15 protein-coding genes and 1 tRNA gene are annotated in these 18,588 nt (G+C 32.6%); 10 read left to right on the top strand and 6 right to left on the bottom strand.

Going from position 1 to position 18,588, the window contains the following annotated elements; all coding sequences use genetic code 11:
* Nucleotide 1: 1 nt before the first annotated feature.
* From H6578_02055 to H6578_02040, 4 genes are all read left to right on the top strand, one after another.
* Entirely contained in the window at nucleotides 2-748 is a 747-nt protein-coding gene (locus H6578_02055) for a hypothetical protein (protein MCB9225941.1), read from the top strand.
* Between the two features lie 106 nt (nucleotides 749-854).
* On the top strand, nucleotides 855-1,466 hold the full coding sequence (locus tag H6578_02050) for a DUF4126 domain-containing protein (GenBank protein MCB9225940.1): 612 nt from the start codon (nucleotides 855-857) through the stop codon (nucleotides 1,464-1,466).
* Between the two features lie 316 nt (nucleotides 1,467-1,782).
* Nucleotides 1,783-4,341, top strand: coding sequence for an adenosylcobalamin-dependent ribonucleoside-diphosphate reductase (locus H6578_02045; protein ID MCB9225939.1), 2,559 nt, complete (start codon nucleotides 1,783-1,785; stop codon nucleotides 4,339-4,341).
* A 317-nt stretch (nucleotides 4,342-4,658) separates the two neighbouring features.
* Nucleotides 4,659-5,039: a VOC family protein gene (locus H6578_02040; protein ID MCB9225938.1), complete on the top strand. Its 381-nt coding sequence runs from the start codon at nucleotides 4,659-4,661 to the stop codon at nucleotides 5,037-5,039.
* A gap of 1 nt (nucleotide 5,040) precedes the next feature.
* Here H6578_02040 and H6578_02035 read toward each other — a convergent pair whose 3' ends face one another.
* Nucleotides 5,041-6,630 carry a S8 family peptidase gene (locus tag H6578_02035; GenBank protein MCB9225937.1) on the bottom strand — a complete coding sequence of 530 codons (1,590 nt, stop codon included), beginning with the start codon at nucleotides 6,628-6,630 and terminating at the stop codon, nucleotides 5,041-5,043.
* Between the two features lie 26 nt (nucleotides 6,631-6,656).
* On the bottom strand, nucleotides 6,657-7,391 hold the full coding sequence (locus H6578_02030; GenBank protein ID MCB9225936.1) for a hypothetical protein: 735 nt from the start codon (nucleotides 7,389-7,391) through the stop codon (nucleotides 6,657-6,659).
* 198 nt (nucleotides 7,392-7,589) lie between these two features.
* Between H6578_02030 and H6578_02025 the strand changes: the two genes are divergently transcribed.
* Complete coding sequence (locus H6578_02025) at nucleotides 7,590-8,930, top strand: peptidoglycan synthetase (GenBank protein ID MCB9225935.1); 1,341 nt, start codon at nucleotides 7,590-7,592, stop codon at nucleotides 8,928-8,930.
* 79 nt (nucleotides 8,931-9,009) lie between these two features.
* On the opposite strand, the gene H6578_02020 is transcribed toward H6578_02025, so the two are convergent.
* Nucleotides 9,010-12,264, bottom strand: a complete 3,255-nt coding sequence (locus H6578_02020) for a DUF2723 domain-containing protein (protein ID MCB9225934.1) — start codon at nucleotides 12,262-12,264, stop codon at nucleotides 9,010-9,012.
* A 112-nt stretch (nucleotides 12,265-12,376) separates the two neighbouring features.
* Between H6578_02020 and H6578_02015 the strand changes: the two genes are divergently transcribed.
* The 5 genes from H6578_02015 to H6578_01995 all read left to right on the top strand — a co-directional run bounded on the left by H6578_02015 (nucleotide 12,377) and on the right by H6578_01995 (nucleotide 14,946).
* Nucleotides 12,377-13,171: an SDR family oxidoreductase gene (locus tag H6578_02015; protein ID MCB9225933.1), complete on the top strand. Its 795-nt coding sequence runs from the start codon at nucleotides 12,377-12,379 to the stop codon at nucleotides 13,169-13,171.
* Between the two features lie 10 nt (nucleotides 13,172-13,181).
* Nucleotides 13,182-14,003 carry a 2OG-Fe(II) oxygenase gene (locus tag H6578_02010; GenBank protein ID MCB9225932.1) on the top strand — a complete coding sequence of 274 codons (822 nt, stop codon included), beginning with the start codon at nucleotides 13,182-13,184 and terminating at the stop codon, nucleotides 14,001-14,003.
* 47 nt (nucleotides 14,004-14,050) lie between these two features.
* Nucleotides 14,051-14,123: transfer RNA gene (locus H6578_02005), tRNA-Gln, on the top strand.
* Nucleotides 14,124-14,287: 164 nt separating this feature from the next.
* Nucleotides 14,288-14,719, top strand: a complete 432-nt coding sequence (locus H6578_02000) for a hypothetical protein (protein ID MCB9225931.1) — start codon at nucleotides 14,288-14,290, stop codon at nucleotides 14,717-14,719.
* Between the two features lie 11 nt (nucleotides 14,720-14,730).
* Nucleotides 14,731-14,946 (top strand): type II toxin-antitoxin system PemK/MazF family toxin, encoded by a 216-nt coding sequence (locus H6578_01995; GenBank protein MCB9225930.1) that lies wholly within the window; start codon nucleotides 14,731-14,733, stop codon nucleotides 14,944-14,946.
* Nucleotides 14,947-15,139: 193 nt separating this feature from the next.
* Here the strand turns inward: H6578_01995 and H6578_01990 are convergent, their stop codons facing one another.
* The 3 genes from H6578_01990 to H6578_01980 form a co-directional block, all read right to left on the bottom strand.
* The gene (locus H6578_01990; GenBank protein ID MCB9225929.1) at nucleotides 15,140-15,931 is read right to left on the bottom strand and encodes a hypothetical protein; all 792 of its coding nucleotides are present in this window, start codon (nucleotides 15,929-15,931) and stop codon (nucleotides 15,140-15,142) included.
* A 378-nt stretch (nucleotides 15,932-16,309) separates the two neighbouring features.
* Entirely contained in the window at nucleotides 16,310-17,023 is a 714-nt protein-coding gene (locus H6578_01985; GenBank protein MCB9225928.1) for a glycosyltransferase family 2 protein, read from the bottom strand.
* Nucleotides 17,024-18,571: an Rne/Rng family ribonuclease gene (locus H6578_01980; protein ID MCB9225927.1), complete on the bottom strand. Its 1,548-nt coding sequence runs from the start codon at nucleotides 18,569-18,571 to the stop codon at nucleotides 17,024-17,026.
* Nucleotides 18,572-18,588 lie beyond the last annotated feature (17 nt).

Genomic DNA, 18,588 nt, shown 5'->3' with positions numbered 1-18,588 from the left:
AATGGCAAAGAAGAAAGCAGAAACAGCAGCAGACAGAATGAGAAAAATCTATGAACTTCAAGTAATAGATACTCAAATAGATAAAATTAGAACATTAAAAGGCGAGCTTCCTATGGAAGTAGAAGATTTAGAAGACGACCTTGCAGGCTTAACTAAAAGAGTAGATAACATAGCTGAAGGTATAGGCGAAGTAGAAAGCGAATTAGTGGCGAGAGAAGAATCTATAAAAAAATCTAACGAGCTAATTAAAAAGTATGAAAAGCAAATGGATAATGTGAAAAACAGTAGAGAGTTTGACGCATTAACTAAAGAAGTAGGAATGCAAAAGTTGGATATTCAGTTAGCTGAAAAGAAAATACGTGAAGCCAAAGAAAACTTAGAAAACAAAAAAACGTATTTAGAAGAAAATAAAGACAAAATTACAAGGCTTGAAGGTATGCTAAATGACAAGAAAGAAGAACTTGAACGCATAACTAAAGAAACCGACAAAGAAGAGAAAGATTTATTAAAAAAATCTGAAAAAGAAAGAGAAAACGTAGATGAGTCATTATTAAAAGCTTACGATAGAATTAGAGGTGCTTATAAAGACGGCTTAGCAGTAGTATCGGTAGAAAGAAATTCTTGCGGTGGATGCCATGCGGCTATCCCGCCACAAGTGCAAATAGATATAGATGAACAAAAGAAAATAATAAGTTGCGAACATTGCGGTAGAATATTAGTACCGGATTATGCAGCAGCAAAAGTTTAAAAAAACTTATAAAATACTTTAAAAAACTAAGCCAAGACCGTTGATAGTCTTGGCTTTTTTATTGTAGGCACGTATTTTGATATATGTTTAATAAATTATTGCAAAAATGGCAACACAAATAATAATGAGTATCTTTTTGGGTGTAGGCTTAGCCGCTGCCGCAGGGTTTAGAGTTTTTTTGCCTTTATTAGCACTAAGTATAGCCAGCCATTTCAATGTTATACCTTTAGGAGAAACATTTGAGTGGGTAGGTTCTATACCTGCTATGATAGCCTTAGGTTTAGCTTCACTTCTTGAAATAGGAGCGTACTATATTCCGTGGGTAGATAATTTATTAGATACCGCAGCCGTGCCATTGGCAACATTGGCAGGAACGGGCGTAGTGGCAGCATCAGTTACAGATTTAAGTCCTATGCTTACGTGGGGGCTTGCCATAATAGCCGGTGGTGGCACAGCCGGAGTAATAAAAAGTGCCACAGCCGGCACAAGGTTAGTTTCTACAGCGGCTACTGCCGGAGTGGGAAATCATGCCGTTTCTACCATAGAAACAGGCACATCGGTTCTCTTGATATTTTTAGCCATAGTTATTCCCGTATTAGCCATAATAGCTGTTATAGGTATATTGTATTTGGTGTATAGAATTTTTAAGAAATTGGCTAATAGAAACAAAAAATCTGAAGAAGTTAAAGTAGGAGAGCAAGCTGATTATTCGGCTTAAATATTAATCCTGCTTCGCATACCTTGCTTTGAAATCCTTTTACTCGTAGTATGACTTGGAGTCGTGCCACGAGTAAAAATGTTTTTACAATTTTACAAATTTTATACGTGGTGTTTTTTAATATACCTTTTCATTTCTTTTTTCAAAATGAGTTTTCAACATAAAATAAATTTTGCAAAATTCTGATAAACAAAAGGATAGAATGAGCTATGCACATTAATGTTAAAAAGTTCTTTTTTTGAAATTTAGAATACCTCAAATATACCCCTATCTTGTGCTACCTTTCTATTACGAAATTTTTAAAAAAACATTAACTATGAACAAAACTATAGCAAACCAACCAAAGCAGAAAATTTATACTTATGATGAAGCAGTAGCAGCCGCTACAGATTATTTTGAAGGAGACACACTGGCAGCAGGTGTTTGGGTAAATAAATATGCTTTAAAAGATTCTGAGGGTAAAATTTATGAATCTACTCCGGATCAAATGCACAGAAGGTTAGCTAAAGAAATAGCTCGTATAGAAAACAATTACAAAAATCCATTTTCTGAAGAAGATATATATAATGTATTGAAAGGTTTTAAATATATTGTTCCTCAAGGTGGACCAATGACAGGAATAGGAAACGATTACCAAATAGCGTCATTGTCAAATTGTTTTGTAATAGGAAATGATGGTAATTCTGATTCGTATGGTGGCATACTAAAAATAGATGAAGAGCAAGTTCAGTTAATGAAAAGAAGAGGTGGCGTAGGACACGATTTATCGCACATAAGACCCAAAGGTAGTGCCGTTAAAAATAGTGCTTTAACCTCTACGGGAATAGTTCCTTTTATGGAACGCTATTCAAACTCTACAAGAGAAGTAGCACAAGATGGCAGAAGAGGAGCTTTAATGCTTTCGGTATCTATTAAGCATCCCGACTCAAAAGATTTTATAGATGCAAAAATGGACGGCACAAAAGTTACCGGAGCAAATGTTTCAGTTCGTTTAGATAATGATTTTATGCGTGCCGTAAAAAACAATACAGAATATACGCAACAATATCCTATAGATTCAAAAAATCCGCAGGTAACAAAAAATATAAATGCTAAAAAACTGTGGGATAAAATTATACATAACGCTTGGAAATCGGCAGAGCCGGGTTTATTGTTTTGGGACACCGTAATAGAAGAATCTATACCTGACTGCTATGCAGATTTAGGATTTAAAACCGTATCTACAAATCCTTGTGGCGAAATTCCATTATGCCCTTATGACAGTTGTCGTTTATTGGCTATAAATTTATATAGTTATGTAGAAAATCCATTTACAGATAAAGCACATTTTAATGTTGAGCTATTTAAAAAGCACGTAGCTATGGCACAGCGTATAATGGACAATATTGTAGATTTAGAATTGGAAAAAGTAGATAAAATAATAGAAAAAATAGACGCTGACCCAGAAGGTAGAGATGTGAAACGCAATGAATTTGAACTTTGGCAAAAAATAAAAAACAAAGCAATACAAGGTAGAAGAACTGGTGTAGGCATTACTGCCGAAGGAGATATGCTGGCTGCTTTAGGTTTAAAATACGGCACAAAAGAAGCTACAGATTACTCTACTAAAATACATAAAATGTTGGCATTAGCAGCCTACAGAAGTTCTGTAGATATGGCAAAAGATAGAGGAGCTTTCCCTATTTATAATGCTAAAAAAGAAGAGAAAAACCCAATGATAAACCGTATTAAAGATGCCGACCCAAAACTGTATAAGGATATGGTAAAATACGGAAGAAGAAATATCGCCTTACTTACTATTGCCCCAACAGGCACTACAAGTTTAATGACACAAACCACTTCCGGTATAGAACCGGCATTTATGGTTTCTTATAAAAGAAGAAGAAAAGTAAACCCTAACGATGCAAAAGTAGAAGTATCTTTTGTAGATGAATTAGGCGATTCTTGGGAAGAATATCACGTATTTCACCACAAATTTAAAACTTGGTTAGAAGTAAACGGATATAAATTAGACCATTTAGAGCACTTAACAGACGAAGAATTAGATAAAATAATAGAGAAATCGCCATACTACGGTGCTACAGCAAACGATGTTGACTGGATAGAAAAAGTACGCCTACAAGGAGCCGTACAAAAATGGATAGACCACTCTATAAGCGTTACCGTAAATGTGCCCAACGACACCACAGAAGAATTAGTAAGTAAAATTTACCAAACAGGCTGGGAAAGTGGCTGTAAAGGAATTACCGTTTACCGAGATGGTTCAAGAAGTGGTGTATTAGTATCTAAAGAAGATAAAAAAGATGCTTTATTAGAAGCTTTTAAAGAAACCAATGCTCCTAAAAGACCTGAAAAATTAGAAGCAGAAATAGTACAGTTTAACAATAATAAAGAGCAATGGATAGCTGTAATAGGTTTGTTAGACGGTCGTCCGTATGAAATATTTACAGGAGCGGCAGAAGAATCTTTCTCTATATTATCTAAAGTGAAAAGAGGCTGGGTAATAAAAGGAAAAACAGACGATAACAAAACACGCTACGATTTTCAATATGAAGACAGCCAAGGATTTAAAACAACTATAGAAGGACTGTCAAGAACTTTTAATAAAGAATATTGGAACTATGCAAGATTAATATCCGGAGTATTAAGACACGGAATGCCTATTAATTTTGCTGTAGATATGGTAGAAAACTTACACTTAAGTGATACTACTTTAAATACATGGAAAAACGGAGTAGTGCGTGCATTAAAAAGATTTGTGCCAGATGGTACTGTGCCTGCTAATAATGAATGTCCTGAATGTAAAGAACCATCTTTGGTATATGAAGAGGGTTGCTTAAACTGCAAAAGTTGTGGACACTCAAAATGCGGATAGATAAAATATTTTTGTTTTAATAATTATCAAAGCCATTCTTAAATATAAGAATGGCTTTGTTGTTTTTAATCAACATTATAATCGCATATTCACTAACGAAACTAATACCAATCGTAAAATCCAAAATAATCTAAAAGCTATTTTAAAAGCTAAACAGAAAGAGAAGTACTTTTATTACCGAACTACTCTTATATTTGACTGATAAAGTATTAAAAATGAACAAAAAACTATTTATAATTTTAGCACTTGCATTATCATTTGGTTTTGGTTTTGCATTTAATACTATTTTACTTAACAAAACTAAACAACAAAACAATATGAAAAGAGTAACAGGAATAGGCGGTATTTTTTTTAAATGTAAAAATCCCGGAAAAATGAATGAATGGTATAAAACTCATTTGGGGTTTGATATTTCTCCCTACGGAACTAAATTTGACTGGAAACAAGATAATGATACCTCAGAAACGGGCTACACACTTTGGAGCACTTTCCCCGATGATACCAAATATTTTGAGCCATCTTCTAAAGATTTTATGATAAATTATCGGGTGGATGATTTGGAAAGTTTGGTAGCTGAACTTAAAAAAGAAGGCGTTACCGTTTTAGATGAAATAGCAACCTATGATTATGGCAAGTTTGTTCACATTTTAGATATAGAAGGCAATAAAATTGAACTTTGGGAAGAACCTAAAAATTAGGCTACTCTTTTATAAACTTAGATTTATACACTTTTTTGCCTTGTTGTACCGATAGGTAATATACCCCTTGAGGTAAAAAATTTACATCTATTTTAGAAGTATAAGTTTTAGCATAATCACTTTCTTTGTAAACTATTGCACCGGATGCATCTGCAATATTAATAGTATATTTCCCCTCTTTTTGCTCTACAAAAAATATATTGAGCTCGTTATCTGCCGGATTAGGAAAAACCTTTAACTTATTTTCTCCATTTGCTCCGGCTTGCAATATTTGAAAAGCTATTTTAAAATTTGGTATTCCATAGCCAAACTGATTTTGTGGAGCATAATACAAATGTGCACTTTGCTGAATAGCATAAAATATTTCCATATTGCTTTTTTGCGGGAAAGCCTCCCACAAGCAGGCTGCCATACCTGAGGTAATAGGGCAAGAAAAAGAAGTACCACTTATACTTTTTAATTCTTGAAATGGATTTACAGCTATCACACCTTGTCCTAATGCACTTACGTTGGGTTTTGTTCTGTTGTCAGAACTTGGGCCATACGAGCTAAAAACTGCCATTTCTTTATCTACTGTTATAGCTCCCAAAGCTAAAACACTATCGCCATCGGCTGGAGCTCCTATATAATGCCAGCTTGATGTGCCTTCATTACCTGCACTATTTACCACCAGCATTCCTTTTTGTGCCGCCATATCAGCAGCTCGGGTTATAATAGTGGTATTGCCGTCCATATCGGCATAAGTGTGGTTGGTGCCGGGGTCATTAAATCCATTGGTATAACCTAATGATGTTGTAAGTACCACCCACGTTCCTAATGCTGAATCTGCCCACTCGGCTGCCATTACCCAATTTACTTCTTCCGGCAAACCTTCATGGTTTTCATCTTCTGTAGTAAATAAATAATAATTAGCCAAAGGTGCAGTACCTACTAATGTATCTTTTTTATATGCCGCCAAAGTTGACATTACAAAAGCTCCGTGTTCGCCATTTGAAAAAACATTAGGCGTATTATCTACAAAATTATATGCCCCATGCAGTTTTCCCATAGTTCTTAATGAATCAAAATATGGATTAACATCTACATTTTTAAAACCATTATCCATTACAGCAATATCTATAGTGCTACCTAAATATTCATTTTCATGCAAATATTGCCCGTTTATGGTATTTATATTATTCCAAGCATAGCCGTATTCTTCTTCTGTTATTTCGCTGGTAATATTATTTTGTTCTATTTCAAACTTTGAGGTAATACTTTTGGTATTTTCTATTTGAATTTTAATTACCCTTTTAATAAAATCTAACTGACTTAATTCCTGCTCAAAATTTATATTTTGACTTGAAACAAATACTCCATTTATCCATTTGGAAGTTTTTAAAACATGGGCATCTAAATTAGTAATCTGTTGCTTGTATTTTTTTGAAACGGGTAAATCTGAAACAGTAATAGGAATATTAAAAAAAGCTCGTCTGTCTATTGCTCGTTGCGATAAGAATTCCTGAGGGTTTTCTATACTATAGTCCGAATTGTTTTTGTCGGTAAATTCTATCCAATAATACTGCTGTGCACTAAGTGAAATATAACTCAATAGCACAAAAATGTAAAGAATTAATTTCAATGCTGGTAATCTTTTAAAGTATAAGTTAGTATAAATCCACTTTCTGCTCTTTCTTCAAAAGGTACTCCCGATGGTGGAACTTGTGTATTTAATATTTTCATTTCTTTATATGCCATTCCAATATTTCTGGCGTATATTTCTTGAGCAAATTTCATTTCAAATAAATTGGCTTCATCTATTTGCTGTACTACTACACATGAGTCTAATGAAAAACCACCTATTTCTTTTGCTACATCTACTTCTATGTAGGTGTAAGTCCAATTATATAAATCGTCATTCAAAAAATTATAAGGATCGCTACTATTTACATCTATAAATATATTACCCTGCCAATCTTTGCCTTCTCGCACAGGGAAAGTAAGTGCCATATATCTCAAATCATGAAAATTTCTTTGAAAATTTCCAGTAGAAAACTGAACATTACCTACATAATTAATTTGATAAACATCACTTTCCAAATTTTTTCGGTACTGTTCTACTCTTATAGCTTCGTTATTAGAAGCATCGGTATAAGTAGTGTCAAATACTTCTCTAATAAAATAATGTGCTGTATCTATTGTTACAGGATTAGTATTATTATCAAAAGTAATAGAATCTACCTCATATTCTATCCAATAGCCTACTTTATTGGGCTGGTAATTATACCCAAAATCAGTAGTTTCCCGATAACTTTCTTTTTTACAAGAAAATATCAAAACCAAAAATAAAAATATGGGTACTACCCTTCTCATTTAGCAATTTACCTCTACATGCTCTACGTCATCTACTTTATTAAAAGTAGGACAAGTGTTTCTATGGCAAGAGATTAACGTACTTGCAAAAAAAATCCCCACTGCTACAACTGCTATTATGCTCTTCTTATTCATTGTTGTTAATATTTTATTATAATTTTAACGCTAAAATACTCAAATAAATTATTTCAAAAAGAAATGGATATACATTTTATTGCAATTGGGGGTGCCGTAATGCACAATTTGGCTATTTGCCTTAAAAATTTAGGACATAATGTAACGGGTTCTGATGATGTTATTTTTGATCCGTCAAAATCTAATCTTGAAAAAAATGGACTATTACCCAATAAAATAGGTTTTTACGAAGAAAATATTAGCCAAAATTTAGATGCTGTTATTTTGGGTATGCACGCCAAACCCAATAATATTGAATTAAAAAAAGCTCAAAAGTTAAATATTCCTATTTATTCTTTTCCTCAGTTTATATATGAGCAAAGTAAAGATAAAAAACGTGTAGTGATAGCCGGTAGCCATGGCAAAACTACTACTACTGCCATGATAATGCACGTGCTTAAAGAAAACAATTTTGAATTTGATTATTTAGTAGGCTCTTCTTTGGCAGGGTTTGAACTAAGTGTAAAACTTACCAAAGCACCACTTATTATTTTAGAAGGAGATGAATATCTATCTTCGCCTATTGATAGAACTTCAAAATTCCATTTTTACAAACCCGATATTACTATGGTAACGGGCATAGCGTGGGATCACGTAAATGTTTTTCCTACTTGGGGAAGTTATGTGCAAACTTTTGATACTTATTTAAGTAATTTAAGTAAAGATGCAACAGCAATTTTGTACCAAAATGACGCTACACTGCAAGCATTAAAAACTCACTGTGCGTGCAAAATATTAGAATACAATACGCCTAATTACACTATTAAAAATGGCATTACTTTTTTAAAAGATGATAGTCAAGAATATGCTTTAGCTATTTTTGGCAAGCATAATTTAGAAAATTTAGAAGGAGCCAGATTAGTTTGTAATGAACTGGGTATTTCTAATTCAGATTTTTATAAGGCAATAAGCACTTTTAAGGGAACAGCCCGAAGATTAGAAAAAATTGACCTAAATAATGACATTATTGCATTCAGAGATTTTGCTCACTCGCCTTCAAAATTAGAGGCAACAATTAATAGCGTAAAAGAACAATATCCTAATAAAAAACTAATAGCATGTATGGAACTGCACACCTTTAGCAGTACAGATGCTACATTTTTAAGCGAATATAAAAACACTATGCAAAAAGCCGATACCGCCATTATTTACATGAGTGAAAAAGCTTTTGCTATAAAACAAAAGCAAGAAATAGCAGATAAAGTTATCAAGCAAAATTTTAACAGAAATGATATTAAAACACTAAGAACACCTCAAGAGCTTGAAAAGGAATTAGTACAATACAAAAATGACAATAATGTATTTTTATTAATGAGTAGTGGCAGTTTTGATGGCTTGGATTTTAAAGAATTATTGGGGAATTAGATGATGCTATAATCTAAAATCTAAAAGAGGCTATCCATTTTTTTTTGGATAGCCTCTTTTTTCAAGTTTATAAAAATATTTACACTTGTCTTAATAAATCGCTGTATTTTTTAAGAGCTGCATCTATTTTTTCGCTGTATTCAGTATCTCCACTTTGTTTAAATGAATTTCCCATTTGCTGCAATAAATAAAGCTGTTCCATTACTGACCTATTTTGAGTGAAAGCTCCTTGTTTGTATTGCTCTAACAATGCCGGACTTGCTTTTCTTCTCTCTTGTTTATATACTTCCACATAATAATCAAGCTCTGCTTGTGCAGATGTAAGCATTTTATCCGCTAACTCTTTAGCTTTTTCTGTTTGCCCTGCTTTTAAGTATAAACCAGGTATCTCTCCATGGAAAAAGTTGTAAGGAACTTTATTTACCGGAAGCGATACAAACAATTTATCTAAAACTTTAACGGCTTTATCATTTTCTCCTTTTGCTTCTAAACTCTGAGCTAATTTCACAAAATTACTTACCAAGTTCATAGTCATTCTGCTTATGTTTTCATCTACATAAACTTTTGGATTACTGTCTATTTTACCAAACTTAAATTCATCCATTACATCGGTGTACATTAAGTCTGTATTAATAGGAGCATTTGTTGGCTGCCCGCTTCTGTTTACTCTTGGTACTATTCTATAAACCAAACCATTTTGTTCAAAATACTTTTGGAAACCTATGTATGCACTTGGTGCCACAGATACTGCAAAATATATTGGTCTTTCGTTAATGTTATTAGCTACTATATCTATAGTTAATAAATCATTTTTCAGTAATGAATTTTTAGATAAATCATAATTTATTACCGATAAAGAAGTTGAATCTCCCGGAGCTATTAAACCTATTTTTTCTGCTTTAGCTCTATCTATAGGGAAACTCATTTTTTTAGTAGGTAAATAATACGGCACTTTGTAACGAGCTTCTATATTAGCATCATCTTTTGCCACAAACTTCATAATATCTTCGGCATTATAATATTTATTATTATCCAAATTGGCATTAGGAATATACTGCACTTGGTCTCTGTTTCCTGCTCTTAGCATTTCTGGTGTAAATGTTAATTTAACAGGGTCAGCATCGTTCATTTTATAACGCAACTGATTAATATACCAATCAACACCCAATAAACTTAAGTTAATAATACGCACGTCTGTTCTTATACCTTCTACCTCTTGGGCATACCAAAGTGGGTAGGTGTCATTATCGCCTTGTGTAAATAATATAGCGTTTGGTTCGCAAGATTGCAAGTAATTTTCAGCAAAATCTACGGCTGTAGTACGTCCATTTCTATCGTGGTCGTCCCAGCCTTGTGAGCCCATTAGTGCCGGAGCTATTATAGTAACTAAAAATGCTACGGCAAAAGCTACATTGCCATTTACTTTATCTTTAAGCACACTATAAATAGCTATTAAAGATAAGCCTATAAATATGGCATAAGTAAATATAGAACCTGCTATTACATAATCTCTTTCTCGGGGTTCTATAGGTGGTTGATTTCCATAAATAATAAAGAATACACCTGTGGTTAAAAATAAAATACTAAATGCAATTCCGTATTTTAAATTGTATTTGAATAAAAACACTAAACCTATTAAGCCTAATATAAATGGAATAGCATAAAATTTATTGTAAGCATAGTTTGCCTCTCTTTCTGGCGATAAATTTTTCATTGTCCACGATGGATTTCCCCACAATGAACCCAAAGCGTCATCTATAGCCGGTACGCCCACTATCCATCCTCCTTCAGAGTTTTGGTAAGTGCCTTGTATATCGTTTTGTCTTCCCGAAAAATTCCACATAAAATAACGCATATACATATATCCTAACTGGTACTGAAAGAAAAACTTAATGTTATCGCCCCAAGTTAATATATCTTTAACTCTATAACGTTGATTGCCATACTGACTCTTGTTTTCTTCATTTAATTTAGATACATATTGCTGAGCTACACTCAATTCATTAGGACCAAATTTTGAAACTATCTTTCTGGTTTCTCTATCATAAATTCCATAAGGAGGATTTATCCATGCTCGGTAAGCTTCTGTTTTACTGTTATCGCCTATAACGCCTAAACGAGGGAAAAACATTTTAGACTCATTAGACCATTCAAACACCTGTTTGTTGCCCATATCTAAATAGCTTTTTGTTGCATCATCTTTAACGTAAAGCGTTCTTCCTTCTCCTATGTTTACTATATCTCCTCCCTGACTTGCCAGTCTAAACTCTACGGTATAATCTGGACCAAAAAGTAAAGGACGTTCTCCATACTGCTCTCTATTCAAATAAGAAAGCAAGGTAAAAGCGTCTGAAGGTTTGTTCATGTTTATTGGCGTATTAGCAGTGGCTCTTATAGGCACTAAAGCATAAGAAGAATAACCTACTAAAAGCACAACTGAACTTACTGCCGCCAAATTAAAATAGTATTTGTGGTTTTTTTGAGAGTAATAGGTAAGAGCTACTATAAGTGCTATAATTGCTACTATGGCTATAAATACTCCTGTATTAAAACTCATAGAAAAACCGTTTACAAACATCAATTCAAAAACTGATAATATTTTAGGTATTCCCTGTATTACGCCTATCATTACAAAACCTACCGCCACAAAAGAAGCTATAAAAGCCAATAAAGCACCTTTCCAATTAAACTCAAATTTCTTGTAGTAAATAATCATTCCCACAAAAGGAATAGCTAACAAACTCAATAAGTGAACTCCGGTAGATAAACCAATCATAAAAGCAATAAGTACTAACCACTTATCAGCATTTTCACTTGTGTCATTTTCCCATTTTAAAGCTGCCCACACTACAAAAGTCATAAAGAAAATAGATAAGGCATAAACCTCTCCTTCTACAGCACTAAACCAAATAGAATCTGCAAAAGTAGAAACTAAACCGGCTACAATTCCTGCTCCCATTATAGCTAATATATTAGACATGCTAAAATCTTTATCTTCGTCTTTTACCAATAGTTTTTTTGCTACCATTGTAGTACTCCAAAAAGCAAACAATGACACAAAAGCAGTAGATAAAGCCGATAAAAAGTTAATCATAATAGCCACTTGACCAGTATCTTCCTGTGCTACTAAAGTGAATATTCTACCTATAATATTAAAAAACGGAGCTCCTGGTGGATGCACTACTTGAAGCTTGTATGCACCAGACACAAACTCTCCGCAGTCCCAAAAACTACCTGATTTTTCCATGGTAAGTGTGTAAACCAATAAGGCTATGGCAAACACACCCCAACCAACAATATTATTAATCTTTTTGTAAAAACTCAATCCTTTCATAAGTGATTTCCTTAATTAAACTGCCCAAAGATATAAAATTAAGCTTGTTATGATACTATATATTTGCTAATTGTGCTACTATAAATCTGTACATTTGCGAAAAAAAATGTTAATGAGTGCTTTTTACAAAAATAAAGTGGTGGTGGTTACAGGTGCATCTTCTGGCATTGGAGAGCAAATGGTGCGTATGTTGTTAGCACAAAATGCTAAGGTTGCATTATTAGCCAGAAGCGAAAGCAAAATGAAAAACATAGTAAATTCATATCCTAATAATGATACACTTATTATTCCGGTAGATTTTTCATTACAACCTGATTTTGAAGCTATTGCAGATAAAGTGATAAGCCATTTTGGCAAAATTGATATTTTAATTAACAATGCAGGTATAGCTCAAAAATCTTTTGTGCAAGACACATCTGAAGAAGTTGAAAGAAAGGTTATGGAAGTCAATTATTTTGCTACCATTAATATTACTAAAGCATTTTTGCCTTATTTTATTAAACAACAGCATGGACAAATAGCCGTAGTAAGTAGTATTTTAGGCGAAATAGGCTTGCCATTAGTAGCTCCTTATTGTGCTTCTAAGCACGCTATTAATGGATATTTCAATAGCCTTAGATACGATATAGAAAGATACAACATAAAAGTTCACATAGTTTCTCCCGGCTTTATAAAAACAGAAATAACAAAAAAATCTTTAACTGGCAGTGGCGAAGTACACAATAAAGATAGTGTAGCACAAGAAAAAGGTATGGATGCCGCTAAATGTGCCAAAGGAATTTTAAATTGTATTAAAAATGTAAAAATGCACGCTTATGTGGGTGGATTGGAAGTAAATATGCCTAAATTTGCAAGAGCATTTCCGAAGCTATTTCATGTTTTGATGAAAAAAATGCATAAAATTTAAAAATACAACAATGGGATTAGAATTAATCAATAAAAAATATACCAATCCGGAAAATTTAAAAAAATTGGCTGAGCAGTTTCAAAATGCCCAACCCTGCAAGCACATTATGCTTGAAAACTTTTTTGAAGAAGAATTTGCCAATACCATTCACGATAATTTCCCCGCTTTTGAATCGCTAAATGTGGTACGCAAAAGCTTAAATGAAAATAAACGTGAAGACTATCATTTTGAACGCTGGCATCCTGCTTTTGCAAAGCTAAGAGATGGTATGATAACAGATGAAGTGAGTAAATTTATGTCCACTTTAACAGGCATAGATGGTTTATTTACCAATACCGATTCTTTAGGGCAGGGAGTGCACCAAGGTGGCAAAGGTAGTTTTTTAGATGTGCATATAGATGTAAATGTAAACGTAGGCAAAGGATTGTGGCGTAGAGTTAATTTATTGGTTTATATGAATAAAGGCTGGCAGCCGGAGTGGAAAGGCGATATTGAAATTTGGAATAAAGACATGACTGAAATGGCAGTAAAATATCCGCCAACATTTAATACGGCAGTTATTTTTTTAACAGATAAAAACTCTCCACATGGATATGAAAAAATTAATTTTCCTGATGGAGAATACAGAAAATCGTACTACGCTTATTTCTTTACACCAATGGAGGAAGGCGTAAAATATGAAGATTCTCGGTTTTTGAGTAAGCCAACAGATAGTGCAGGCAAAAAAATAGCAACATCTTTAAAGGAAAATTTAAAAATAACGGCTAAGCAAATATTAAGCAAACTCAATATTAAATCTTTAGATTTTCAAGATAAAAACAAAAAAGATTAGTATTGCATTTTTAAAATTTAATTTTATCTTTGCAGTCCAATTTTTTTTGACCCATGGTGTAACTGGCAACACGTTTGGTTTTGGTCCAAAAGAGTCTAGGTTCGAGCCCTAGTGGGTCAACTTCTTTAATATCCTCAAAATATTATAACTAATATTTTAATTAATGCTACATTTAGATGTAGCATTAATTTTTAAGGAAATACAAGCTTTTTTGGATAATTAGCCTTGTTTAAAGCAGACAATAAAGCGGAACTTTTACAGTTATTTATATGTATATTTGCATTATGGCACACAGTTTATCATATTCTACAAGTATCTTAGATACGTTTAGTATATTGGCATCTTTTAGCCCGGCTGGTGTTATTTGGGATAAGTATGAAAAATATGCTATCCCAAAAATAGAAGATGCTACTCTTAAAATAAGAGGTTCTTTGTTTTATTTAAAAGATTTGACACCTAAACAAGCTGAAAAGGAATTAAAATCTTTAGATAAAATTATTTTGGTGCTAAATAAGTATAAAGATATGTTATACTCAATAGATGATAAAGAGTATATTCATTTTAAAAATGTAACTATAGAGTTTTTTAATACAATAGATTTATTGCATAATAATTTGATGGATATAACAAATGTACACGCTTCTTATGAATTATCTATAAATACACTATCTAAAGATTGGGATAGCGAGGAAGATCAACATTGGGATAATTATTAATAGTTTATTCTATGGCAAAATACAATCAAGGTTCTATAGTACTAATTCCTTATCCTTATACAGATTTGTCTAACACAAAGAAAAGACCCGTAGTAATTATTTCTAAAGATTCTATCAATAAGGAAAACTATATAGTTTCAAAAATAACATCTGTAATACGTAACGACCAATTTACTTTTAGGAATAATGGACAAAAATTAGGCTATTTTTCAGACGTGAAGTTCTAATGGACATTTTTTAGGCTCTATTTTTTATGTTTTTTAGGATTGTCAAATTTAATTTTCCAAATTTGTGTTGTCTATATAAACGGAAGCGAGCTCTGCTGGAGAGCAACTCGTCAGGGATAATGTAGATGCTCGATAAAAATATCGGTACTATGGACTGCTAAAATTAGGAGTCCATAGCTATTTTTGGAGAGCTTTATGCCTTTAAAAACTCATCTATAAATTTAATTTTTCTTTTTTTAGATAATCCATTGTGGTTTCTTAGTTTATTCTTTAAGTCTGCAAAATGACCATCAATAGCATTGGTAGTGTTTGGAATATTAAGTTCTATATAATCGTACCAAGTAAATAACCAAGGTAAATTATTTTTTAAACTTCTATATGCACTTCGTAATTTTTTATGTGTATAAAAGGATTTATTTGTAACGGGGTTAATCGTTCTTTCATTGAGAAAGTCTTCCCATTTATTAAACCATAAATCTAAAGCTCCTGTAAAAGATTCTTTATCTGTTTGCTTCATTAAATTGACAACTTCCATTAGTTCTTTAGATGCTATAAGTTTGGGGTTCTTGGTTAAATATCTTCGTATAATTGCAGATTGATGAAATTGACACATTTGAACAGGAACATCAAATGATTGGATTAAACCTTTTCTTCCATCACAAACAATACCATTAATCTTAAACCCCAAAGATTTTAATTCATTGATTCCCTTGATATATAAAGCATTTGTTTCTGTTCTGACATAGTACTTCAATAAATTCTCTTTTGTTAGACTATCCTTAAACAACATAACGCCAAAGTTCCTTCCCCAATAGGTTGTATCCATAAGAACAACTACTTCTCTTGGAACTTTTGATTTTAATTCAACTAAAATAGAATCCAATCTTCTTTGAATGGTTTTTACTGAACATGTATATCTAATAGCAAGTTGAGAATAGGTTTGTTTTCCATATAAGTATTCATCCCAAAGAATCTTATTGTCAATCCTATTACCTCCTAAAAATTGTTTCCCACAATAAGAGCATTTATACAATTGAACACCTTTAACTTTTCCATTTTTCTTGGTAAATCCTTTACCACAGCTTAAGCACTTTTTTTATTCATAACCTTTGATTGCCCTCAAAGCTAATAATTATAACTGTTACAGCGATTCCTATCCTAAAAAATGTCCATTAAGCCTACTTTTACAATTAAAGATATTGATACTGAAACCAAATTAAAATACAAAAGTGAAGTTAGGACTAACGAAATATTTACGGTTCATAAATCTTTGATAATAAAAAAGCTCACTTCTTTTAAAAGAGAATCGCTAAGGCAGTTAACCGAAAAAGTCAAAGAAAACATTTCTGTTAAATGAGGAGATTTACCCTAACAAACCATATTTAACAATACTGTATATAGCACGCACACCATCTTTCCAGCCTATTTTTTTGCCTTCTTCATACGTGCGACCGTAGTAGCTTATACCTACTTCGTATATTCTTACTTTAGGTATTTTGCTTACTTTAGCTGTTACTTCCGGTTCAAAACCAAAGCGGTTTTCTTTCAAATCTAACGATTGTATAATCTCTCTCTTAAACATTTTGTAGCAGGTTTCCATATCTGTTAAATTCAAATTGGTAAACATATTACTCAAAAAAGTTAGCAGTTTATTGCCTATTGAATGCCAAAAAAATAAAATTCTGTGTGGTTTACCTCCCATAAATCGGCTACCATATACCACATCTGCAAATCCACTTTCTATAGGTTGCAAAAGTATATTATATTCTTCCGGATTATACTCTAAATCGGCATCTTGTATAATAAGGTAATCTCCCGTAGCGTGCTTTATTCCTGTGTGTAGTGCTGCTCCTTTGCCTTTGTTTTTCTCGTGTTCTACAAAAATAAAATTTGTATCGCTATGGCTTTTTATATAATCATTTACAACTTCCGCAGTACTATCGGTAGAAAAATCGTTAACTATTATTATTTCTTTTGAAATGCCGTTTATTAAATTTACAGCACGTATTTTATCTAAAATTAAATGAATGGTTTTAGCTTCATTATAAGCAGGTATTATTATAGATAAAGTTTTCATTTAATGGTTAAATTCTATCTCGTTGCCCAGCAAATTTACAAATTTATATTCTGTAAGTGCTAAGTTTTCGTCTGCTTGAACTTTCACCCATTTTTTATGGTCAAAAAACCACTGCATTCTTGGCGATTTTAAAAATCCTTTTTTAATATATGCTTCTATAAATGGATGTACGGTAAGCGTAAATTGAATATTATTACGTATTAATTGTTCTACTTTTTCATCTATACTATCCATTAAAAGCAGTGTGGCTTCTATTTTTCCTGTGCCGTTGCAGGTAGGGCATTTTTCTTGTGTGGCTATTTCTATTTGCGGTCTAACACGTTCACGTGTTATTTGCATTAAATTAAATTTAGATAATGGCAATACGTTTGTTGTAGCTTTATCTTGCTTTAGCAATTCACGCATTTTATCGTAAACTTCTTTTTTGTTAGTAGCTTTTTTCATATCTATGAAATCTACTACTACTATGCCGCCTATATCTCTAAGTCTTAACTGGCGTGCCACTTCTGTAGCCGCATCTATATTTACAGCAAGGGCGTTAGATTCTTGGTCGCCTTTAAGTGCTACTTTGTGTCCGCTATTTACATCTATTACGTGCAGTGCTTCGGTGTGTTCTATAACCAAATATGGTCCTTTGCCAAAAGTTACGGTGCTCCCAAAACTTGATTTTATTTGACGTGTTATGTCAAAATGATCAAAAATTGGAGCTTTGCCTTTATATAAGTTTACTATATTTTTTCTATTGGGAGCAATTTCTTTCATGTACTCCTCAAGCTCATTGGCTAAAGTTGGGTCATTTACATTTATAGATTTAAAGTTTTCACTCATTAAATCTCTTACTAATACAGAAGATTTGTCTATTTCGCTTAAAACTTTATCTCTAATGTTGGCATTTTTTAAGTTTTTAAGCAGTAGCTCCCATTTCCCTATTAAATTGTTTAAGTCTTTGTGTAGCTCTGCTGCTCCCTTTCCCTTAGCAGCGGTACGTACTATAACGCCCATATTTTTTGGCGTTAAACTTTTTAATAAAATTTTAAGACGGTCTCGCTCTTCGTTTTCTGCTATTCTTTTAGAAATACCTATAGTTTCTATAAAAGGCGTCAGTATTAAAAACCTACCGGCTATTGAAATCTCGGTGGTTAATCTTGGACCTTTACTACTAATAGGTTCTTTAAAAATTTGAACAGGAATTAGTGATTTAGGTGTTAAAACATCTTTAATGTTTCCTTTTTTGTCTATTTGAGGCTGAGTTTTAACATCATTAATATGTGTGCTATTGCCGGCTCTTACACTTTTATAAAAGTTAAAGTAGGTTTTAAAATCCGCACCTAAATCTGTATAATGTAAAAAGGCATCTTTTTCGTATCCCACATCTACAAATGCGGCATTCATGCCGGGCATAACTTTCTTAACCTTACCTAAAATAACATCACCTACTTTAAATGAATTTTCATCTTTTTCTCTATGAAATTCAACCAGTTTTTTATTTTCAAGTAAAGCTATTTCACTACCATTGGTAGTACTATTAATAACAAACTCTTTCTCCAAAATTAATATTGATTCTT

The organism is Chitinophagales bacterium, assembly GCA_020635995.1.
Taxonomy (GTDB): domain Bacteria; phylum Bacteroidota; class Bacteroidia; order Chitinophagales; family UBA8649; genus JAFMKE01.
This window is presented reverse-complemented; position numbering and strand designations above follow the sequence as displayed.

What these genes read in the sequence shown, in the direction of transcription:
- H6578_02020 (MCB9225934.1), bottom strand. Translation starts at nt 12,264, where the DNA reads ATGAAAGGATTGAGTTTTTACAAAAAGATTAATAATATTGTTGGTTGG.
- H6578_02050 (MCB9225940.1), top strand. Translation starts at nt 855, where the DNA reads ATGGCAACACAAATAATAATGAGTATCTTTTTGGGTGTAGGCTTAGCC.
- H6578_02025 (MCB9225935.1), top strand. Translation starts at nt 7,590, where the DNA reads ATGGATATACATTTTATTGCAATTGGGGGTGCCGTAATGCACAATTTG.
- H6578_02045 (MCB9225939.1), top strand. Translation starts at nt 1,783, where the DNA reads ATGAACAAAACTATAGCAAACCAACCAAAGCAGAAAATTTATACTTAT.
- H6578_02015 (MCB9225933.1), top strand. Translation starts at nt 12,377, where the DNA reads ATGAGTGCTTTTTACAAAAATAAAGTGGTGGTGGTTACAGGTGCATCT.
- H6578_02040 (MCB9225938.1), top strand. Translation starts at nt 4,659, where the DNA reads ATGAAAAGAGTAACAGGAATAGGCGGTATTTTTTTTAAATGTAAAAAT.
- H6578_02000 (MCB9225931.1), top strand. Translation starts at nt 14,288, where the DNA reads ATGGCACACAGTTTATCATATTCTACAAGTATCTTAGATACGTTTAGT.
- H6578_02030 (MCB9225936.1), bottom strand. Translation starts at nt 7,391, where the DNA reads ATGAGAAGGGTAGTACCCATATTTTTATTTTTGGTTTTGATATTTTCT.
- H6578_02010 (MCB9225932.1), top strand. Translation starts at nt 13,182, where the DNA reads ATGGGATTAGAATTAATCAATAAAAAATATACCAATCCGGAAAATTTA.
- H6578_02055 (MCB9225941.1), top strand. Translation starts at nt 2, where the DNA reads ATGGCAAAGAAGAAAGCAGAAACAGCAGCAGACAGAATGAGAAAAATC.
- H6578_01995 (MCB9225930.1), top strand. Translation starts at nt 14,731, where the DNA reads ATGGCAAAATACAATCAAGGTTCTATAGTACTAATTCCTTATCCTTAT.
- H6578_01985 (MCB9225928.1), bottom strand. Translation starts at nt 17,023, where the DNA reads ATGAAAACTTTATCTATAATAATACCTGCTTATAATGAAGCTAAAACC.